This window comes from Clostridium sp. DJ247 (genome assembly GCF_014231265.1).
On sequence record NZ_JABAIW010000047.1, the window covers coordinates 1 to 19,389 of the forward strand.

20 protein-coding genes and 2 pseudogenes are annotated in these 19,389 nt (G+C 29.4%); 21 read left to right on the plus strand and 1 reads right to left on the minus strand.

The window, feature by feature from the left end; all coding sequences use genetic code 11:
• Positions 1-326: 326 nt before the first annotated feature.
• From HGI79_RS16910 to HGI79_RS16990, 17 genes and pseudogenes are all read left to right on the plus strand, one after another.
• Positions 327-1,751 (plus strand): lipopolysaccharide biosynthesis protein, encoded by a 1,425-nt coding sequence (locus HGI79_RS16910; RefSeq protein WP_185651858.1) that lies wholly within the window; start codon positions 327-329, stop codon positions 1,749-1,751.
• Positions 1,752-1,859: 108 nt separating this feature from the next.
• Positions 1,860-2,906, plus strand: coding sequence for an acyltransferase (locus tag HGI79_RS16915; RefSeq protein ID WP_185651859.1), 1,047 nt, complete (start codon positions 1,860-1,862; stop codon positions 2,904-2,906).
• 443 nt (positions 2,907-3,349) lie between these two features.
• A pseudogene (locus HGI79_RS23725) lies at positions 3,350-3,613 on the plus strand (acyltransferase); the annotation flags it as partial.
• Between the two features lie 216 nt (positions 3,614-3,829).
• Positions 3,830-4,228 carry a hypothetical protein gene (locus HGI79_RS16925; RefSeq protein ID WP_185651861.1) on the plus strand — a complete coding sequence of 133 codons (399 nt, stop codon included), beginning with the start codon at positions 3,830-3,832 and terminating at the stop codon, positions 4,226-4,228.
• A gap of 15 nt (positions 4,229-4,243) precedes the next feature.
• Positions 4,244-5,152: pseudogene (locus tag HGI79_RS16930) on the plus strand (IS4 family transposase); the annotation flags it as partial.
• A 165-nt stretch (positions 5,153-5,317) separates the two neighbouring features.
• A complete protein-coding gene (locus HGI79_RS16935; protein WP_185651862.1) occupies positions 5,318-5,518 on the plus strand; it encodes a hypothetical protein in 201 nt (66 codons plus the stop codon).
• A gap of 405 nt (positions 5,519-5,923) precedes the next feature.
• Entirely contained in the window at positions 5,924-6,136 is a 213-nt protein-coding gene (locus HGI79_RS16940) for a DUF4160 domain-containing protein (RefSeq protein ID WP_185651863.1), read from the plus strand.
• A 78-nt stretch (positions 6,137-6,214) separates the two neighbouring features.
• A complete protein-coding gene (locus HGI79_RS16945; RefSeq protein ID WP_185651864.1) occupies positions 6,215-6,478 on the plus strand; it encodes a DUF2442 domain-containing protein in 264 nt (87 codons plus the stop codon).
• Between the two features lie 306 nt (positions 6,479-6,784).
• Positions 6,785-7,045, plus strand: a complete 261-nt coding sequence (locus tag HGI79_RS16950; protein ID WP_185651865.1) for a DUF4160 domain-containing protein — start codon at positions 6,785-6,787, stop codon at positions 7,043-7,045.
• Between the two features lie 18 nt (positions 7,046-7,063).
• Positions 7,064-7,384, plus strand: a complete 321-nt coding sequence (locus tag HGI79_RS16955) for a DUF2442 domain-containing protein (protein WP_185651866.1) — start codon at positions 7,064-7,066, stop codon at positions 7,382-7,384.
• Between the two features lie 315 nt (positions 7,385-7,699).
• Positions 7,700-7,897: a hypothetical protein gene (locus HGI79_RS16960; protein WP_185651867.1), complete on the plus strand. Its 198-nt coding sequence runs from the start codon at positions 7,700-7,702 to the stop codon at positions 7,895-7,897.
• A gap of 540 nt (positions 7,898-8,437) precedes the next feature.
• On the plus strand, positions 8,438-8,608 hold the full coding sequence (locus HGI79_RS16965) for a hypothetical protein (RefSeq protein WP_185651868.1): 171 nt from the start codon (positions 8,438-8,440) through the stop codon (positions 8,606-8,608).
• Between the two features lie 361 nt (positions 8,609-8,969).
• Positions 8,970-9,536 carry a transposase gene (locus HGI79_RS16970; protein WP_185651869.1) on the plus strand — a complete coding sequence of 189 codons (567 nt, stop codon included), beginning with the start codon at positions 8,970-8,972 and terminating at the stop codon, positions 9,534-9,536.
• On the plus strand, positions 9,536-11,071 hold the full coding sequence (locus tag HGI79_RS16975) for a YifB family Mg chelatase-like AAA ATPase (protein WP_185651870.1): 1,536 nt from the start codon (positions 9,536-9,538) through the stop codon (positions 11,069-11,071). The genes HGI79_RS16970 and HGI79_RS16975 overlap by 1 nt, the downstream gene beginning before the upstream one ends.
• Positions 11,072-11,079: 8 nt before the next feature.
• A complete protein-coding gene (gene dprA, locus HGI79_RS16980) occupies positions 11,080-12,165 on the plus strand; it encodes a DNA-processing protein DprA (protein ID WP_185651871.1) in 1,086 nt (361 codons plus the stop codon).
• 187 nt (positions 12,166-12,352) lie between these two features.
• Complete coding sequence (locus HGI79_RS16985) at positions 12,353-13,282, plus strand: 3-isopropylmalate dehydrogenase (RefSeq protein ID WP_185651872.1); 930 nt, start codon at positions 12,353-12,355, stop codon at positions 13,280-13,282.
• A gap of 435 nt (positions 13,283-13,717) precedes the next feature.
• Entirely contained in the window at positions 13,718-14,506 is a 789-nt protein-coding gene (locus tag HGI79_RS16990) for a hypothetical protein (protein ID WP_185651873.1), read from the plus strand.
• Positions 14,507-14,692: 186 nt separating this feature from the next.
• Here HGI79_RS16990 and HGI79_RS16995 read toward each other — a convergent pair whose 3' ends face one another.
• A complete protein-coding gene (locus HGI79_RS16995; RefSeq protein ID WP_185651874.1) occupies positions 14,693-15,136 on the minus strand; it encodes a hypothetical protein in 444 nt (147 codons plus the stop codon).
• 490 nt (positions 15,137-15,626) lie between these two features.
• Between HGI79_RS16995 and HGI79_RS17000 the strand changes: the two genes are divergently transcribed.
• The 4 genes from HGI79_RS17000 to HGI79_RS17015 are packed head-to-tail and all read left to right on the plus strand — an operon-like array spanning position 15,627 to position 19,338.
• Complete coding sequence (locus HGI79_RS17000; RefSeq protein WP_185651875.1) at positions 15,627-16,610, plus strand: efflux RND transporter periplasmic adaptor subunit; 984 nt, start codon at positions 15,627-15,629, stop codon at positions 16,608-16,610.
• 16 nt (positions 16,611-16,626) lie between these two features.
• Positions 16,627-17,280, plus strand: a complete 654-nt coding sequence (locus tag HGI79_RS17005; protein WP_185651876.1) for an HlyD family secretion protein — start codon at positions 16,627-16,629, stop codon at positions 17,278-17,280.
• Positions 17,281-17,294: 14 nt separating this feature from the next.
• Entirely contained in the window at positions 17,295-18,884 is a 1,590-nt protein-coding gene (locus HGI79_RS17010; protein ID WP_185651877.1) for a DHA2 family efflux MFS transporter permease subunit, read from the plus strand.
• Positions 18,856-19,338, plus strand: coding sequence for a MarR family transcriptional regulator (locus HGI79_RS17015; protein WP_207725809.1), 483 nt, complete (start codon positions 18,856-18,858; stop codon positions 19,336-19,338). The genes HGI79_RS17010 and HGI79_RS17015 overlap by 29 nt, the downstream gene beginning before the upstream one ends.
• Positions 19,339-19,389: the final 51 nt, after the last annotated feature.

The following is a 19,389-nucleotide window of genomic DNA, read 5'->3' on the forward strand; positions in this document are numbered from 1 at the left end:
AAATGGTATTTAGATAATCAAGAGTGGATGAAGAATGTAACCTCTGGGGATTATCAGAAATATTATGAGAAAATGTACAAAATTAAATGATATTTATAATTAAAGCAATTTTAAATTGGATTTATATAATTTTATATTGTTTAGAATTTTAAAAATTTTATTAATACTACTTTCAGTAATTATATATTGTTTAAGTATAGTAGCTAATTAAATATAAGTAGTACATATTATAATATTGAAATAGACAATCATTAACAAGCTAAGTGTTAAACTTAGCTTGAAAATTATATAGTAAAAATATCAATTATATATATTAGGAGCAGTAAATGAGTACAGTAAATATAAGAAAAGCGGCTTTAATTAATTGTATAGCAAAATATTCAAATGTAATTATTCAACTGATAATAAACTCTATATTGGCAAGATTATTAACTCCAAATGAATTTGGAATAGTAGCAGTAATTATGGTTTTTATAAGTTTTTTTAATATTTTGGCAGATATGGGGATAGGTCCAGCTATTATACAAAATAAGGAATTAAATGATAGAAACATATCTAATATATTTTTATTTACTCTTTTCACAGGAATAATATTATCTATATCTTTTTCTTTTTTTTCATATGGAATTGCATATTTTTATACTAATTCAATTTATATAAAATTAGGTAGAATTCTTTCATTAAGTATATTTTTTAGTATAGCAAATATTGTACCAAGTTCATTAATGCTTAAACAAAAAAGATTTAAAGATATTGGTATTATAACTGTAAGTATAAATATAATAGTCGGATTTATAACAATTATTTTGGCTATGAAAGGTTCTAGCTATTATTCATTAATAATTAATTCAGTTATAACTAATGCTCTGTTGTTTTTTTTAAATTTATTTAAATCAAAATTAAAAATTTATTTTGTTTATAGTAATGATGGTATTAAGATTATTAAGAATTATTCAGCATATCAATTTGGATTTAATTTTGTCAATTATTTTTCCAGAAATTTAGATAATATTTTGATAGGAAAATTTATGGGAGATGATTTACTTGGATTTTATGACAAGGCATATAAATTAATGCTATATCCTTTGCAAAATTTAACATTTGTAATTACTCCTGTATTGCATCCAATATTGTCTGATTATCAAGATAACAAAGAAGTTATATATGAATATTTTTTGAAAGTAATAAAACTTCTATCATTACTTGGAGTTTATGTAGCAGTTATATGCTTTTTTTGTGCAGATGAAATAGTAATCATCTTATTTGGAGAAAAATGGATAAGGAGCATACCTTCTTTTAAGATTCTTAGTATTTCTATTTGGATACAGATGATATCATCATGTTCTGGGTCAATTTTTCAAGCAACTGGTAGAACTAGAGAATTATTTAAATGCGGAATTTTTACTACTATATCTACAATAACTTGTGTTTTAATAGGTTTAACTAGCAAAACTATAGAATATGTAGCTATAGGAGTAGTAATATCCTTCTTTATTAATTTTTTAATAGTATGCTATTTATTAATATATATAGTTTTAGAAAAAAGTATTTATAGGCTTATAAAAGAAATATATAAAAGTATGCTTATTGCAATATTTATGATACTTGCTATGAATTTAATTAATGTGAATTGTAACAATATAATTTTATCAATAACATTAAAAGTTGGACTTGCTACTGTAATTTATATTTTAAGTTTATTAATAACAAAGGAATTAGTATTTATTAAGCATGTATTTAGAAAACAATAGTCAATATCTACAAATGTAAAAAGTAATGAATTTATAAGCCGTGATAATGCTATGTAGTTATAATCAATGATTAAAATAAAAAAATGTTTAATGGGAGAAAATGAGTTTATGAAAAAATTGAATAATAATAAAATTATTTATTTAGAATTCTTAAGAGTATTCTCTATATGTGCAGTTGTTTTAATCCATACAGTTAATTCTGCACTTATACTTAATACAAAAACTTCCATAGTGGATTTAATAATATATCGTTCTATTTATAATTTAACATGTTGGGCTGTACCTATATTTTTGATGATAACAGGAGCTTTGCTATTAAATCCGTTAAAAGAAATTTCATTAGGAAAATTATTTAATAAGTATATTTTACGAATGTTATTAATACTTATAGTGTTTGGAACAATATATGCATGGATTGAAATAGTATTTATTGAAAGATCCATTAATTTATTACAATTATCACATGCAATTTTTAATATGGTACAGGGAGAAACATGGGCACATATGTGGTACTTATATATGTTAATTGGATTATATATTGTTACCCCTTTTTTAAAAAAAATAATAACTTACTCAAATAAGGCTGAAATTAAATATTTTTTAATTATTACATTTATTTTTAATAGTATAATTCCAACCGCGGAACATTTTCTAGATATAAAAGTAGGAATATATATTCCTATAATTACAATTTATCCATTCTATTATGTTTTAGGATATTATCTAAGTCAAATTAATATAACTACAAAAAAAATAAAATTAGTATACAGTTTGGGGTTATTTAATATCATAATTCTTATTTTATGTTCATTTTTACAAAATTATTTTGGAGTAGGAAAAATTAAATTTTTATCAGCATATAATTCTCCAGTAATAATAACTTTTTCTATATCTATTTATATTTTTATGAGAGAACAGTCATATAAGTTAGATGAATGGTACTCGAAGTTTATAAGTCTATTATCTAGATGTTCATTTGGTATATATATTATACATATGTTTTTTTTAAATCTTTTTTTAAAATTTTTTAAATTCACGCCATTCAATTATCCTTTTTTTATAGGTATACCAATATTTTGGATTAGTGTTTTTTTATGTTCATTTTCATTGACTTTTATATTAACTAAAATTCCTATAATAAATAAGTATTTATAAAGATATTAGAATAAATAATAATTTTAATTATCTAGTAAATAAGTTATTTAAATAAAATATAAATTATTGTTGATGGACTGATTATATTTTTTTATTTTTGATTTATTTATTGTTTTATTTTAATGAGTATTGAGAGATTAAATAATTAGTTTAAAGAAGGGAAAAGAATAGATATGAATAGACTATTTATGATATTAACCTTATTATTAAAAAGGAATGGAAAAAAGAGAGCTGCTTATTTAAAAAAATATAAAATATTTCATTATCAAGGCGAAAATTGTTATTATCACCCAATAAGAATCCCGTCAGAACCTTATTTATTATCATTACATAATAATGTTTGTATAGCTTCTAATGTTACATTCATAACACACGATATAACATGTGATTTATTTAATCATTCAGATTACTTCAATCGAAATGGAAGTTATGGATACTATATGGGAAAGATTGAGATATTCGATAATGTATTTATTGGAGCCAATAGTACTATAATGTATGATGTCAAAATAGGACCTAATGCTATTATAGCAGCAGGAAGTGTAGTCACTAAAGATGTATCGGAAGGTGTAATAGTTGGTGGAAATCCAGCTAAAATTATTGGAAAAGTAGATAGATTAGCTGAAAAGAGATTAAAGATTTCTAAACATATGCCATCTGATAAGGATCCTTTAGAAAAAATAAATAGATATTTTTGGAGTGATTAGTAAGCTTAGTGCCTTCGGTTCTTCGTAGCAAGTTCGTAGCAAGCTCAGGCCCTCCAGTCCTTCGCAACGCTCCCCGGCAGACTGTGCAAAAATTAAATAGCAAGGCGTCCCAAGGGTCCGCCAACGCTCCCCCATAGCCATCAAGCTAAGCTGACATTTTTATTGTAAATATGATATACTTTTCTGCACTCTAAAAAAAGAAAGGATATTATACTAATGAGTAAAATGGTCAGAAAATTGATAGAATGTTTAAGACAAGCATTCACTCTTGAATTTATAAACAAAGTTGCTAAAGAAACAAAATTTGTTCAAAGAGAAAGTACTCTGACGGCACAAAAGTTTATATCTTTATGTGCCTTTTATAAAGATTCGATATGCAAAACTTCATTATCAAATCTATGTTCGATAATAGCTGCAGAGGAAAATACAATTATATCTCCACAAGCACTAAATGAGAGATTTAATGAGAATTCAGTGAAATTTTTAAAGGAAGTTCTAAAAGAACTTTTAGTAAGTCAAAATAATATTTTGAGAAAAGATGGCTCAAAGCTTCAAGATTTGTTTAAAAGAATAAATGTAGTAGATTCAACATCATTTAAAATTTCAGATAACTAAAAAAACACTTATAAAGGTACAGGCGGGCATAGTGCAAGTGCAGCAGTAAAAATTCAATTACAATATGACATTCTTTCAGGTCAGTTCTTATCTTGTGATGTTGGAAATGCTGCTACAAGTGATACATCATATATACCTGAAACTCAGAAATCTATACAGCCTAAGGACTTAATTTTAAAGGATCTGGGTTATTTTAAAATGGATGACTTGAAAATAATAAATAAAAATGAAGCTTATTATATATCTAAGTTGAAAAAATATACGGTTATATATATAAGTGAGGAAAAAAGATACGCCCAAGTAGACATACTAGAAAAAGCAAAGAGCCTTAAAGAAGGCGAAACACTTGATATTCCAGACGCTTACGTAGAGAGCAATAAAAATCTAAAAACCAGGTTAATTATAACCAAATTATCAGAAGAAAACAAGAAAAAGAGAGAGTTAAAAAATCAAAAAGCAGACAAAAGGTATAAATCTAGGATGGATGATGAAAGACTTGATATATGGAACAGTATAAATATCTACGTAACTAATATTGATAAAAAGGCATTATGTGCCGAACAAATCCATGAGCTGTATACCTTAAGATGGCAGGTTGAGGTAATGTTTAAAATATGGAAGTCAATATTTAAAATAGATAGAGTTAAGAAGGTTAAGCTTCATAGATTTCAGTGTTTTCTGTATGGAAAATTGATTAGTATATTACTAAATTCAATAATAGTTTTTAAGGCTAAGGAATATATTGGACTAAATGAGAAAAAACATATTAGCGAATTTAAGTCATTTGCAATAGTAAAAGAATATTCTTGCAATATTAGAAATTGTATATTTAGCAAGCTCGGAAAGCAAGCTTGTCCTCGCAAAGGTACGCGGTACCACCCGCAATTTGTAGAAAAAAGAGAAGTTGTTCCAAAACAGCCTTAGGGCTGTTTTTTCTTGATGAATTGGTTAAGTGAAATTAAAATGAATTGAATAAATTAGACATAAAGAATCGTAGTTTGAAAGCTACGGTGGGTTTTGTACGCTTCCCCCCTTATCAGCAGATGATAAGTCCTCCCTTTTGATTTTCAAAAGAAAGGGGGTGATGATATGAGTGTTTTCTTGGCTATTATAATTGTAGTGGGAATAGTTTCAGTTACAATTATAAGTATTTATTCAAACTCTAAAGGAATTTATCATGAAGAATTTGAATTAAATATTTTAGGTGTGTTAAAATATAAATCTAAAAATAAAGAAAAACGGCTTGAGGGTGGTGAGACACCTTCAAACCGTGATAACAAGAAACATTAATTATTGACACTCTAAAAAACGTACATATAGGGATACAACTTTACCAGAGTTGTATCTCTATTTATATTATAACATTTTTTAATGAAAAATAAACAAAAATTTTAAGCAAGGAGCTAACTTGCAGTTACCTTCTAACACCTCGGAGGAAGCAAGTTCGGCAAGCCCTCACAAAGGGGTCAGGCCCTCATGTAAAAAATGGAAATAGTGAAAGGGAAAACGGGTAGATATTCTGCTTTGTTTTCCTTTTTTAGTTAGAGAAAATGAGTATTTAGCGAATGAAAGTTAAAATATAGATGTAATAAGGTTAAGTTTTTGGTATAATAATATTTAAGAAAGTATGTATTTGATGAAACTATTAAAATATTAGAAAATAGATATATTCTATAGGCAAGTGTAGGTGATTAAGTGGGCGAGTTAACTAGATTTGATAATGTAAGAATATATATGAATTATATGGATACTGATAGGCATCAGGAACCACATTTTCATGTAGAATTGTCTGATGGTAAAGAAGCGTCCATTTCAATAGCAACAGGAAAGATATTAGCTGGTAGAATTGATAATAGAACTCATAAGATAATTACTGCTTGGATTCTTATCCATAAGGAGGAATTGTAGGACAGATGGAATAAAGCTGTTTCAGGAAAAAATTTTGGGAAAATACCACCTAAAATAAATTTATAAAGAGGTGTTATGATGAATAAAATGAGTCCAAAAGTTGTTGAGGTTAGCGTTCTTAAAGATTACAAATTGTTATTAAGATTTGAAACAAATGAACAGAAAGTATTTGATGTTAAACCATATCTTCAATATGAAGTTTTTAAACCTATTAATAACATTGATGAATTCCAAAATGCATATATTGATTTTGGTACAGTATGCTGGAAGTGTGGAGCTGATTTGAGTAGGGATACTTTATATATTAAAAGTTATGAATATGATAAGGCTATTGAAATGTAATAGTAGCAAGTTGGGGGAAGCCCTCACGAAGGGGTCAGACCGTGCGCCAAGCATAGCAAGCTCAAGGCAAGCCTTTCGCAACGGATCCCCAGGGGTCGTGAACAAAAATGAAAAGTATGACAGATAGAAGTCTGTTATGCTTTTATTTTTTATTTAGAGAAATGAGCATTTAACGAAGTTAAAATTATTGAATTATGCAAAAACTAATGCTAAAATGAAATTGAAAAGCTATTGATAAATAACTCTATAAAAAAGAATAAATAGAGTTCTTATAGATAGGATTATTTGTAGAAGGGACTTAATAATATGCCAACGATATGTATGTTTAGAGGAATAAAGATTTATATTAATTATAAAGATCATCTTCCTCCACATTTTCATGCCGAATATGGGGAATATAATTGTTGTATTACTATTGAAGATATAGAATTACTTAGCGGTACTATGCCCAATAAACAACTTAAAATGCTATTTGGATGGGCTGCTTTACATCAAGAAGAATTAAAAGAAGAGTGGTATCTTGCTCAATTACAGAAAGAGCTATTTCCAATAGAACCCTTGAAATAAAAAATTGAGGTGAGTGTTTTGGAAGCAAATTTAATTCCAGATAAAGTTAGGGAATATTTTATAAAAGGACCTAGAAAAATTAAAAAGATAACTCCAAACGATGATTATACATTAACTATAATGTTTGATAATGAAGAACTAAGATTATATGATATGTCTAGTAGCTTATTTGGAGTATTTGAAATATTGAAAGATATAGATAAATTTAAAGAAGTATTTATAGATGAATCAGGGAACATTGCTTGGGATATAGATAAAAATCTTGATTCTACTATAGTGTGGAACAACAGAATTGATATATGTAAAGACTCAGCATATATGGATTCTATTCCTGTTTAAGTTTCAAGCTCGGAAAGTAGCAAGCTCAAGGCAGGCCTCTCGCAACGATCCCCCATTAGCAAGCTCGAACAGAAGCCTGTTCTCGCAAAGGTACCAGGTACCACCCGCAATTTGTAGAAAAAAGAGAAGTTGTTCCAAAACAGCCTTAGGGCTGTTTTTTCTTGATGAATTGGTTAAGTGAAATTAAAATGAATTGAATAAATTAGACATAAAGAATCGTAGTTTGAAAGCTACGGTGGGTTTTATACGTTTCCTCCCTTATCAGCAGATGATAAGTCCTCCCTTTTGATTTTCAAAAGAAAGGGGGTGATGAATATGAGCGTTCTTATAGCTTTAGTAGTTATTATAGCAATAATTGCAGTAGTTACTATAAGTATTAATTCAAATCTTACAGGAACATTCCTGAAAAAGATAGTCATTAATATTTGTGGTATAGTTAAAATAGAAATTGAAGCAAAGGAAAAAGAAAAAGCCGGTGAGCCAACACCGACTAATTCAAAAGGACATAAATAATCATACACCTTAAAAAACGTAAATATAGGGATACAACTTTACTAGAGTTGTATCTCTATTTATATTATATCATTTTTTAATAAAAAATAAACAAAAAATTTGGTTCAACACTAAAATTGAATAATATTTTGATTTTAGTAAGCTCGGCAAGCACGCTTGTCCTCGCTAAGGTACCTGGTACCACCCGCAATTTGTAGAAAAAGAGAAGTTATCCCAAAACAGCCTTAGGGCTGTTTTCTTTTGCAGTTAATAAATATACCTTTAGTGAAATTAGGTTGAAACATAAGTGTAAAGGGTTAAAGGATTTGGTATAATAATACTAAGAGGCTATATTTTAATTTCCCTAGAAAGAGAATATAATTGATGCATAATAATATAGAAGACATAAAAACAAGAAAACATATATTTGATGTAGCAAGCTCAGACAGCAAGCTTGTCCTCGCAAAGGTACGCGGTACCACCCGCAATTTGTAGAAAAAAGAGAAGTTGTTAAAATAGCCTTAGGGCTGTTTTTTCTTTGCTGTTATAATTGTTGTATCAATGGTTTCAATTACAGTTATAAGTATTTATTCAAATTCTAAAGGAATTTATAATGAGGAATTTGAACTAAATATTTTAGGTGTATTAAAGTATAGATCTAAAAATAAAGAAAAACGGCTTGAGAGTGTACCACCACAATCAAATCGTGAAAATAAGAAAAAAACTATATAACAAACCTTAAAAAACGTACATATAGGGATACAACTTTACCAGAGTTGTATCCCTATTTATATTATATCATTTTTATATAAAAAATAAACAATAAAATTTCAATTCAAGGTGACTGTCAGTGCGCCAATTAGCAAGGAACTAAATCCCAGGTATCTCCTAGCACTTCCAAGCAAGCTCGGACAGTAAGCCTGTCCTCGCTAAGGTATCTGGTACCACCCGTAATTTGTAAAATTTTCAGAAGTTGTCCATAAACAGCCGTAGGGCTGTTTTTTTGTTTGAGTTCATAAAATTTTTTATTGAAGTTTTGCACAAACAAAACTTGGCAATACTTTAAATATTATATTTAAAGTAGGAGAATAAAATGGTAAGAAAAAAGCTAATGTGGTATCAAGGTGCAGTATATCACATAACAACAAGAGGAAACCATAGGAACGATATTTACAGAGATGGCGAAGACTATCTAGTTTATTTAACTATATTAAAAGAGGCCTTAGAAAAATATAACGGCATACTATACTGTTATTGTTTAATGACAAATCATGTCCACTTAATTATTGAGACAGGTGGATTTAAAGTAAGTGAAATAATGAGAAGAGTGAATTTATTTTATACAAAGTACTTTAATAATAAATATAATTTAATTGGCCATTTATTTCAAGGAAGATATTTTGCAGAATTAATAGAAAATGATAGATACATACTGGAAGCCAGTAGATATGTACATTTAAATCCGTTAAGAGCTAACATGGTAGCAAAACCAGAGGAATATGAATGGAGTAGCTATAGCATGATTATAGGACTTAACAAAGAAAATCTTATAGATTCTAAAAAAATACTTTCATATTTTAAAGTAGAGAACAACAGAGAACTTTATAGAAAATTTGTTAAAATTGCTATAAAAATAAACAAGGATGAAGAGGTGGTTTAATGGCATCAGTTATTAATAGTTTTGCAATAGCAGGTATAGATGCATATGTAGTAAATATAGAAACTGATACTATATACGGTCAGCCTTCAGTTTCCATTGTAGGGCTTGGAGATGCAGCGGTAAAAGAGGCTAGAGAAAGGCTAGAAGCAGCCATTAATCATGAAAAGTATGAGTTTCCTAAGATGAAAGTGGTAATCAATTTAGCACCTTGTGACATGAAAAAAAGCGGCTCACATTTTGATTTAGGTATGGCAATTGGTATATTAATTCAAACTAAGCAGGTTACTTTTGACAGGATTAATGAATTTGGACTTATTGGAGAACTATCTCTAAATGGAGAATTAAGACCGTGCTTAGGAGTACTGCCAATGGCCATAGAAGCGAAAAGAAAAGGAATAAGTAATTTAATAGTTCCAAAGGAAAACTACATAGAAGCTAAATTAGTAAGTGGATTAAATATCTTTGCTTTTGAAACACTAAAAGATATTATAGACTTCTTTGAGAAAGATACATATCAATTTCAATTAATTTCTTATGATAAAAATACATCCAATACTTCAAATTTATTAGATTTTAAAGATGTACAAGGACAAGACAGCATAATAGATTTTGTCATTGCTGCAGCTGCAGGTGGACATAATATAATTTTATCAGGCTCGCCGGGATGTGGTAAATCTATGATAGCCAAGAGGATTCCTACAATTTTACCTTCTATGATTGAAGGAGAAGCATTGGAAGTAACAAAAATATATAGTGTAGCAGGGTTATTAAAGAATAGAGGAACTTTAGTAGAATCAAGACCTTTTAGAGCACCTCATCATAATGCATCAATGAACTCATTAATAGGTGGAGGAAATTATGCAAAACCTGGAGAGATATCTTTAGCTCATAATGGAGTTCTTTTCTTAGATGAAATTGCAGAGTTTAATAAAAGAACTTTAGAGGCTTTAAGGCAACCTATGGAAGATAATGTTGTGAATATATCAAGAGTAAAATATTCACATAGCTATCCAGCAAGTTTTATGTTAGTAGCTGCAATGAACCCTTGTCCTTGTGGATATTATGGAGAAGAAAGATGTCACTGTTCTGATTATGAAGTTATGAAATACAGAAGCAAAATCTCGGGACCTATACTTGATAGAATTGATATACAAAAGTATGTTCAACCAGTAAACTTTATGGATTTATCTGAACATAAAGAAGGTAGAAGCTCAGAAGAATTAAAAGATATAGTTGAAAAGGCTAGAAAGATACAAACTAACAGATATAATAATATAAACAATGTTAACTGCAATGCTCAAATGACTTCAGCTCTTATTAAAGAATTTTGTGTATTAGATAGTGAAAGCAGCAAAATATTGCAGTTAGCTTACGAAAGATTTAAATATAGTGCAAGAACATACCATAAATTTTTAAGAGTTGCGAGAACTTTTGCTGATATAGAAGGATCTCAGAGCATAAGAAAAGATCATATAATAAAAGCACTAATGTGTAGAGATTTGGAAAAAGAACAGGCAAATATGATTGTAGTTTAGGAGAAAATATGAATAACATAAATTATTTATACTATATTTGGTTAACTCAGATTAAAGGAATAGGTGCTATTATATCTAAAAAGCTAATAGATAGATTTAAATCGGCAGAAGTAATATATAATTTAGACTTGGAAGAACTTCTAACAGTAGAAGGAATAGGAACTGAAACAGCCAAGAAAATAATAGAATCAAGAAGTTTAACTAGTGCTAAAAATATTTTAAAGAATTGTAATGATAAAGAGATAAAAATTACGATTATTGATGATGATACTTTTCCTGAAACTATTAAACAGTATAACGATACTCCTATTGTACTTTATTATAAAGGAACGTTACATAAAAACTTAACTGGAATTGCTATAGTTGGAGCTAGAAGGTGTACAGACTATGGTAAAAAGATTACAGTTGAAGCAGCGGAATTTTTAGCAAAAAATAATATTTCAGTTATAAGTGGAATGGCAAAAGGAATAGATAGCTATGCACATACAGCATGTCTAAAAGCTAGTGGATTTACAGTAGCTGTTTTAGGATGTAGTGTTGATATTTGCTATCCTAAAGAACATAGAGAACTTATGAAAAAGATTATGGAAAACGGAGTTATTATATCAGAATATCCTCCTACTACACAGCCTAAACCTGAATACTTTCCTAAAAGAAATAGAATTATAAGTGCTTTATCTAATAAAATTTTAGTGACTGAAGCAGGAGAAAAAAGTGGTGCATTAATAACTGCTGAATATGCTATAAAGCAGAAAAAAGAATTATATGCAGTGCCAGGGGATATATACACTAAAGCGTTTAAAGGTTCTAATAAACTAATTAGTGATGGTGCAAAAATATATTTATCTACAAAGCAACTACTATATATTGAACAGCAAGTTGATGATTTTATAGAAAGTAGGAATAGTATAATAGATGATACTAATAACAGTACTCTAGAAAAAGATATAATTAAAGCACTTAGTCTTAAAGCTTTGACAGTAGATGAACTAGTTGTAATGCTAAAAATAAACAGAAACAAGCTAATAAATATACTGTTTTTAATGGAGTTGAGTAATAAGGTGAAAATAATTGGTGGTAAGTATGTTAGCTAGTTTCTTAGGAGCAAGCTCGGATAGCATGCTTGTCCGAGCTGAGGTACCAGGTACCACCTGAATTATGTAGAAATATGAGAAAATGTCCATGAACAGCCTTAGGGATGTTTTTTGACTTCATTAATGTGCATTTCAGTGAAAAAATATATATGATATAATAAAAGAAAAAACTAAGGCAGTGATAAGAGTGGCAAATGAAAAAATAAAGTGGCATCCAGCATTTGCAGCGGCAATGCAGTTAGAGCTAAAGGAATATAAAGAACACTTAGAATTTTTAACAGAATATCAGTTAACAGATGAACCTTTAAGAATAGATATATTAGTTATAAAGAAACTAGATAATATAGAAATAAACAAACTTATAGGGAAAATATTTAGAAAATACAATATATTTGAGTATAAATCACCAACAGATTACATATCAATAGATGACTATTATAAAGTTAAAGCATATGCATATTTATATAAGTCTTTATCAGAAGGAACAAATAAGATAAATATAAAAGAAATGACCATTACATTAACTTCAAGTAAGTATCCAAGGAAGTTAATAGAGTATTTAAAAAGTGAACAGAAAGCGGCAGTAAAAAAGATAGATGATGGAATATACTACATAGAGAATACAGACATAGAAACACAACTTATAGTTGCAAAAGAACTAAAGGATGAAGAAGCAAAGTATTTAAAGTTACTTCAGACAGAGCATAGTAATAAAGAATTAATAAAAAGATGGATAACGGAATACATAAGCAATATAAAAAACCCACTATATGGAATAATAATGAATGTGCTTGCAGAAGCAAATCCAAATGAAATATTGGAGGTATATAAGAATATGGGAACAGCAAGAATAAGCGATGATAACAGAGAATTTTTATTAAGCATTATAGAAAAGCTTGAATTAGATAAAAAACTTAAAGAAGAAGGTAGAGAAGAAGGTAGAGAAGAAGGTAGAGAAGAAGGTAGAGAAGAAGGAATAGATATTGGTGAAGATAGAAAAGCATTAAAAGTTGCAGAAAAAATGATAAAAAGAGGAGATAGTGTAGAAGATATAGTTGAAATAACGGAACTTCCAAAGCAAAAGGTATTAGAATTGAAAAATAGGCTTGGATCTTAGCAACTTCAAATCAAGCTCAGCAAAGGCTTTAATAAGTTCGGGCAAGCCCTCACAAAGGGGTCAGTCCCTCGGTAAGAAATGGAATCAAAGCGATGCGAAAAGTTAGAGATAAACACAAGTGGGTCCAGGCAAGGCAGTCCCCACTAGGGTGACAGTCACCTATCGAATTATGTAGAAATAAAATATACCTCCTTGCACCTTAGGGGCAGAACCTTATTTTGTAAATTTCATTAAAAGCTAGCCTTTAGGTATCAGCAAAGAACGATGGTTTATTTAACCGGGGTTATAATTATTTTATAAGACATCAGTATAATAGATATATTAGAAAGAAGATTTAGTAGCTATTATATGTAAAATTGTATAATAATTGTTCTTTACAGTAATTGTATAATATGTAATAATATTTATAATAGTATTATTGGTGGTAGGGGGTATATGGAAAAAATATCTGTAAATAACAAAACTTCAACTGAAGAAATTCTTAAAAGATTTAAGGAACATCAAATCAAAAAAGAAAAATTACTATGTGAAGAAAGAAATAATAAAAGAGAAGAAACTCATAAAAAGTTTGAGGGTATGAGGGAAATACTTAAGGAAAGCATACGTGTTCAGGAAATTATTACGAATATTACAGATGAACTAAAGTTTAATATTAAAGATAGTACTAAAGCAAATTACGCATATTATTTATTTCTTATACTTACAACAATCTTTGTGGCTGTTATTCTATGGAGTCTCAATGTAATGCATTTAAACGTAAAATACTTTTTTATACCCACAATTTTAGTTTTTATGTTAATAAATTGGATAGTTTTCTATATTATAAGTCATATAACACAAAGAAAAATATATACAAAGTATATTAATAATTGTAAAGATACTAACATTAATAATGAAGATATCTTTGAGTTAATTAGTGTACTGCTAGATAACAATATAAAAATTGTAGATATCCTACCTAACACTTTCTTTAGCTATTTTACTAAGGAGTATAATAAAAACAACCTTGACATATACATAGGTTTTTTATGTAAAAATAATAAGTTTCTTTTAAAAAAATACAAAAACAAAAAATTACGTCTTTATAAAGAAATATATAGTAGGAACACGGAACTATTACTTGATATAGAAGAACTAGAAAATAATTATTTTCAATCTAAACTTAAAGAGTCTACAGTGGATACTATTGAGGAATGTATAGAAAAATTTTTGCAAGATAAGTAGTCTCGAATAAGTGAGCCTTTTCTCTAACTAGCAAGTTCGGGCAAGCCCTCACAAAGGGGTCAGTCCCTCATGTAAAAAATTGAAACAAATTAAAAAGGAAAACAGAGAAGATATTTTGCTCTGTTTTCCTTTTTTCTGTTGTTAAATCTGCATTTAGTTGAGTTTACTAAGTTGCCCTACAAGTCATTAACTATAACTTAAGTGAATAACTTTTTCAAAGCCCTTCCCATATAAAAATACAAAAGTTTTAGGAACAAAAACGAATACCAACTTTTCATCATCCTTAATAGTTTGGGTTTCTACTACTGACCATTTTTCTACAGGTCCATGAGAAGAAACATCTGTTCTTACTCCAGCATCAGCATAGGGTACAAAATGCGTAGCTGTTTTAGGAGTCCAGAAGAACACTCTATAATGAGGCCATCCGTCATTTCCCATTATCTTATCATATGTTGGAACACCTCTTTTTTCCTTAGGATAACTTATATTGATCTGATGGATTGGAGCTGAAGTTGAGAAATCAATAGGCTTTGCCAATGTACGCTGGAAAAACAATATAGTAAAACAAAGTAACATTTCTATGCATAAGAAAATTAGAAATACTAGAAAGTAATCTTTAAACTTTTTCATTATAATATGTCACATTATAAAGCCCTTGTTCTTTCCAGCAACTTTACATAAAGATAAAGTAGTTAACACCGTTATAACTACAAATAAGATTGATGTAACAATTAAAATGGTTTTCATAGCAAAACTCCTTTATTATAAACAGAATTCTAAGCTTCAGGTGGAGTTTTGACTCCACCTGAAGCTTAGAAGTAGTTATCGATAAATCTGACACATTTAACATTTTTACCATGAAGATATTTTTTATACAAACTACAAATAATATTCTTGAATAATAAAATAAACAGCTGTATAATAGTACATTTTTCTTGAAAAGGAAAATAAATTAATATATAATAAGTATTATTGGTATACGAACAGTATGTATAGGAATGATTCGTATAAAGTTATGTTCCTATATCAATCATTTCTAACAAGAATTTGTGGATAATGATACTGAGCTTCTTTTATCAATAATTAAAATTAAATAAAATTTCATAAAAGGGGGATTAAAATGAAGAAAATTACTTTATCCTGTTTAGTTGTAGCAATGCTTTTAACTGGCTGTGGTTCCACTAGTGAAACAAGTCAAAAGAGTAACGCACAAACAACTAAAAGTATTCAACAAAACACTAATAATCAATTTATAATGGGTGGAAAAATTGCGGCCAATGCAAAAGCAGATATATCTTCAAAAATCTCAGGAAAGGTTTCTGAACTGAGTGTTGATTTAGGTTCAAAAGTAAATCAAGGTGATGTTATTATTAAATTAGATATACAGGATTTACAGGCACAAGTTGATCAAGCACAATCAGCAGTAAATACTGCCAAGGCAAACCTAGTTAATGCCACTAGTGCTGCACGTCCTGAACAATTAGCACAAGCTCAAGCAACTTTAGATAGTGCATCTCAAAGCTATGAAGTTACTAAAAAGAATTATGATCGTACAAAAGCCCTAGTTGATTCAGGGGCAGTTGCACAACAGCAGCTTGATTCAGTACAGCAACAGCTTGCAGCGGCAGATGCGCAGCAGAAGTCTGCTCAAGAACAATTAAATATATTAAATAATGGACCAACAAAGTCTACTATAGATGTTTATGAAGCACAAGTACAACAAGCTGAAGCAGTATTAAAGGTTGCACAGACAGCACTAGGTAATGCTACCATTACAGCTCCTATTTCAGGTGTAATAAATGCAAAAAATATTAATGTAGGAGAACTTGCTTCCCCAGGAGTAGCTCTTGTATCAGTGGTTAATGCTGATGCTCTATATGTAAATGCTTATGCACCATTAGAGCTTGTAAATGATCTAAAAGTCGGACAAGATGTGGTTGTGAAAGTATCTGAAGTACCAGATAAGCAATTTGAAGGTCAAATAGCAGTTATAAATTCAAACGTTAACTCACAGAGTAGAGACGTTTTAGTTAAAGTAACTATAACAGATCTGGATTCACTACTAAAGCCTGGTATGTTTGCGGAAGTTGGATTAAAAAAATAAAGAAGGTGGTTTTAATATGAATGAGAAACGTAAGGGATTAATCATTGGAATATTAATAGTAATTGTAGTAGCGTTAGGTGGCATAGGATTTTACTATTGGTATGAGAATACTTATTATGTTTCAACCGATGATGCAAGGGTTAGTGCAGATTTAGTTAGTGTAACTCCACAGATTCAAGGGAAACTATTAGAGCTTAATGTGGAAGATGGAGATGTAGTTAAAAAAAATCAAATATTAGCACGTCAAGAAATGACTAATCTTTCTGATTCAAGTATAAATCAGTCTTTAATTAGATCTCCTATTGATGGCATTGTGGTTAAAAAACAAGGTACTATAGGAGAGGTTTGGTCATCAAGTCAGACTTTAGCTACGCTAATAGATCCAAATAAACTTTATATAACTGCTGATATAGAAGAAACAAAACTTGGTAAGGTAAGAGTTGGACAAATAGTTGATATTACTATAGATCAATACGAATCACAAAAATTTACTGGAAAGGTTAAGTCTGTAGGAGAGGCGGCAAATTCAGCTTTATCACTACTTCCATCATCAACTAGTGGTACATTTACAAAAGTAGTTCAGAGAATACCAGTAAAAATTCAGCTTGATAAGTTTAATAATAAGATACTTCCAGGAACCAATGCAGTTGTTAAGATTCACGTTAAATAATGGGGTGATGTATAATGGAAGACAATAATAACGGGTTACTAGCCAGTTGGCTAGCATTAGGTGTAGTTATAATAGGTACTTTTATGTCCATACTAGATAGTAGTATAGTTAACATTGCTCTTCCTAAGATGATGGCTGTTTTTGGTGTATCGCTAGATGATTCAAAATGGATATTAACATCCTATACACTGGCACTTGGAGCAATCATACCATTAACAGGATATCTACAGGAGATTTTTGGACCTAAGAGAATATATATGTTTGCACTAGCAATGTTTACATTAGGTTCATTACTATGTGGATTTGCCTGGAGTAATACATCTATGATAGGATTTCGTGTAATTCAAGCTATTGGCGGAGGCATGATAATGCCAGTTGGAATGTCTATAATATATCAAGTATTTCCTAGAGAAAAAATAGGTGTTGCTCTCGGTTTTTGGGGAATAGCAGCTATGGCAGCACCAGCTATAGGACCGACTTTAGGGGGATATATTATTGAAAAGATGGACTGGAGGCTTATTTTCAATGTTAATGTTCCTATAGGTATAGTAGGAGTAATATTGGCTGCTATTTTATTAAAAGGATCGGAAAAAAAGCCCTTTAAATCTTTTGATATAATAGGATTTTTATCGTCTACAGTGGGTATAGTAAGTATACTATATGTTCTTGGAGAGGGGTCTAACATTGATTGGACAAAAATAGAAAATCCTATGTTAATGACTTTAGGTTGTTTAAGTCTTGTACTATTCATAGTAAATGAACTTACTCATCCAAATCCTTTATTAGATTTACGTATTTTTAAATTATTTGATTTTAGTATAAGTCAAATTATAACTAGTGTTTTAACCTTGGCAATGATGGGTGGAGTATATGTATTACCTTTATTTTTACAAAATGTAAGAGGCTATACAGCTATGCAAGCTGGACTAATTATGTTACCTGGTGCAGTTGTAATGGGAATTATGATGCCAATAAGCGGCAGTCTTTTTGATAAGGTTGGTGCAAAGGCAATTGTTCTACCTGGACTTATAATATTAGCTGTAAGTTCTTATGAGCTTGCAACTGTTATAAATATGAATTCTAGTAAGGAAACAATAATACTTATTAATTGCATAAGATGTATGGGAATAGGACTTAGTATGATGCCGATTAGCACTATGGGAATGAATGTTGTACCACCTAATTTGGTTGGAAAAGCATCAGCTCTTTCAAATACTATAAGGCAAATAGCAGGTTCCCTTAGTATAACTATAATGTCCACAATTATACAAGGAAAAACTAATTATAATTACTTAAAACTAGCAGAACAAATTAATGTTTATAATAGTACGTCTAATAATACTATAAGTATATTAACAAAGTCATATATACATGCAGGTCTATCTCAAGCTACAGCTAAAGGAGCAGCTCTATCTCGACTGGTTCAAATGGTACAAGGTCAAGCCGCATTGGATGCTATGGGGTATTCTGTTGCTGTGACTGCTGCTATAGTAGTGGTAACCATAGTTTTAACTTTACTTATGAGTAATAAGAAAAAAACTGAAAAACAACATAAGGAAGGGGAAAAAAATAATAATGAAGGATCCGTTGTCCTCATTGAATAATGAATTAGTAGAAAAACAAGCAGAGAGTATAATTAGGATATTTAAAAATATTCAGAGAGCTTTAAAAGTGAAACTTGAAAAAATTGCAAAACAATATGGACTTACAGCGCCTCAGCTTATAGTTATATTTCATCTTTATGAAGCACCATCCATAACTCTTCATGAGTTAAGTAATCATATGATGCTGAGCAAAAGTACAGTTTCAGGTATAATAGATCGCTTGGCTAAGCAGGGTATTGTAAATAGAGAAATACCAAAAGATAACCGAAGAATTGTAAATCTATCAATTTCTGAAGAGTTTAAGAAAAACAATGATATATGTAATATGAAAAAAAAGTTTATTTCTGATTTGATATATAATTCTTTAAAAAATGAAGACACAATAGATATAGAAAAAATTATTTATGGGTTAGAACAGTTTAGTCTATTGTTAAAGGATAAGGATTGTGAGTAAAAATATAAAAAACCTATTTAGTTAAATAAACATAATTCTAAACTTCATGTG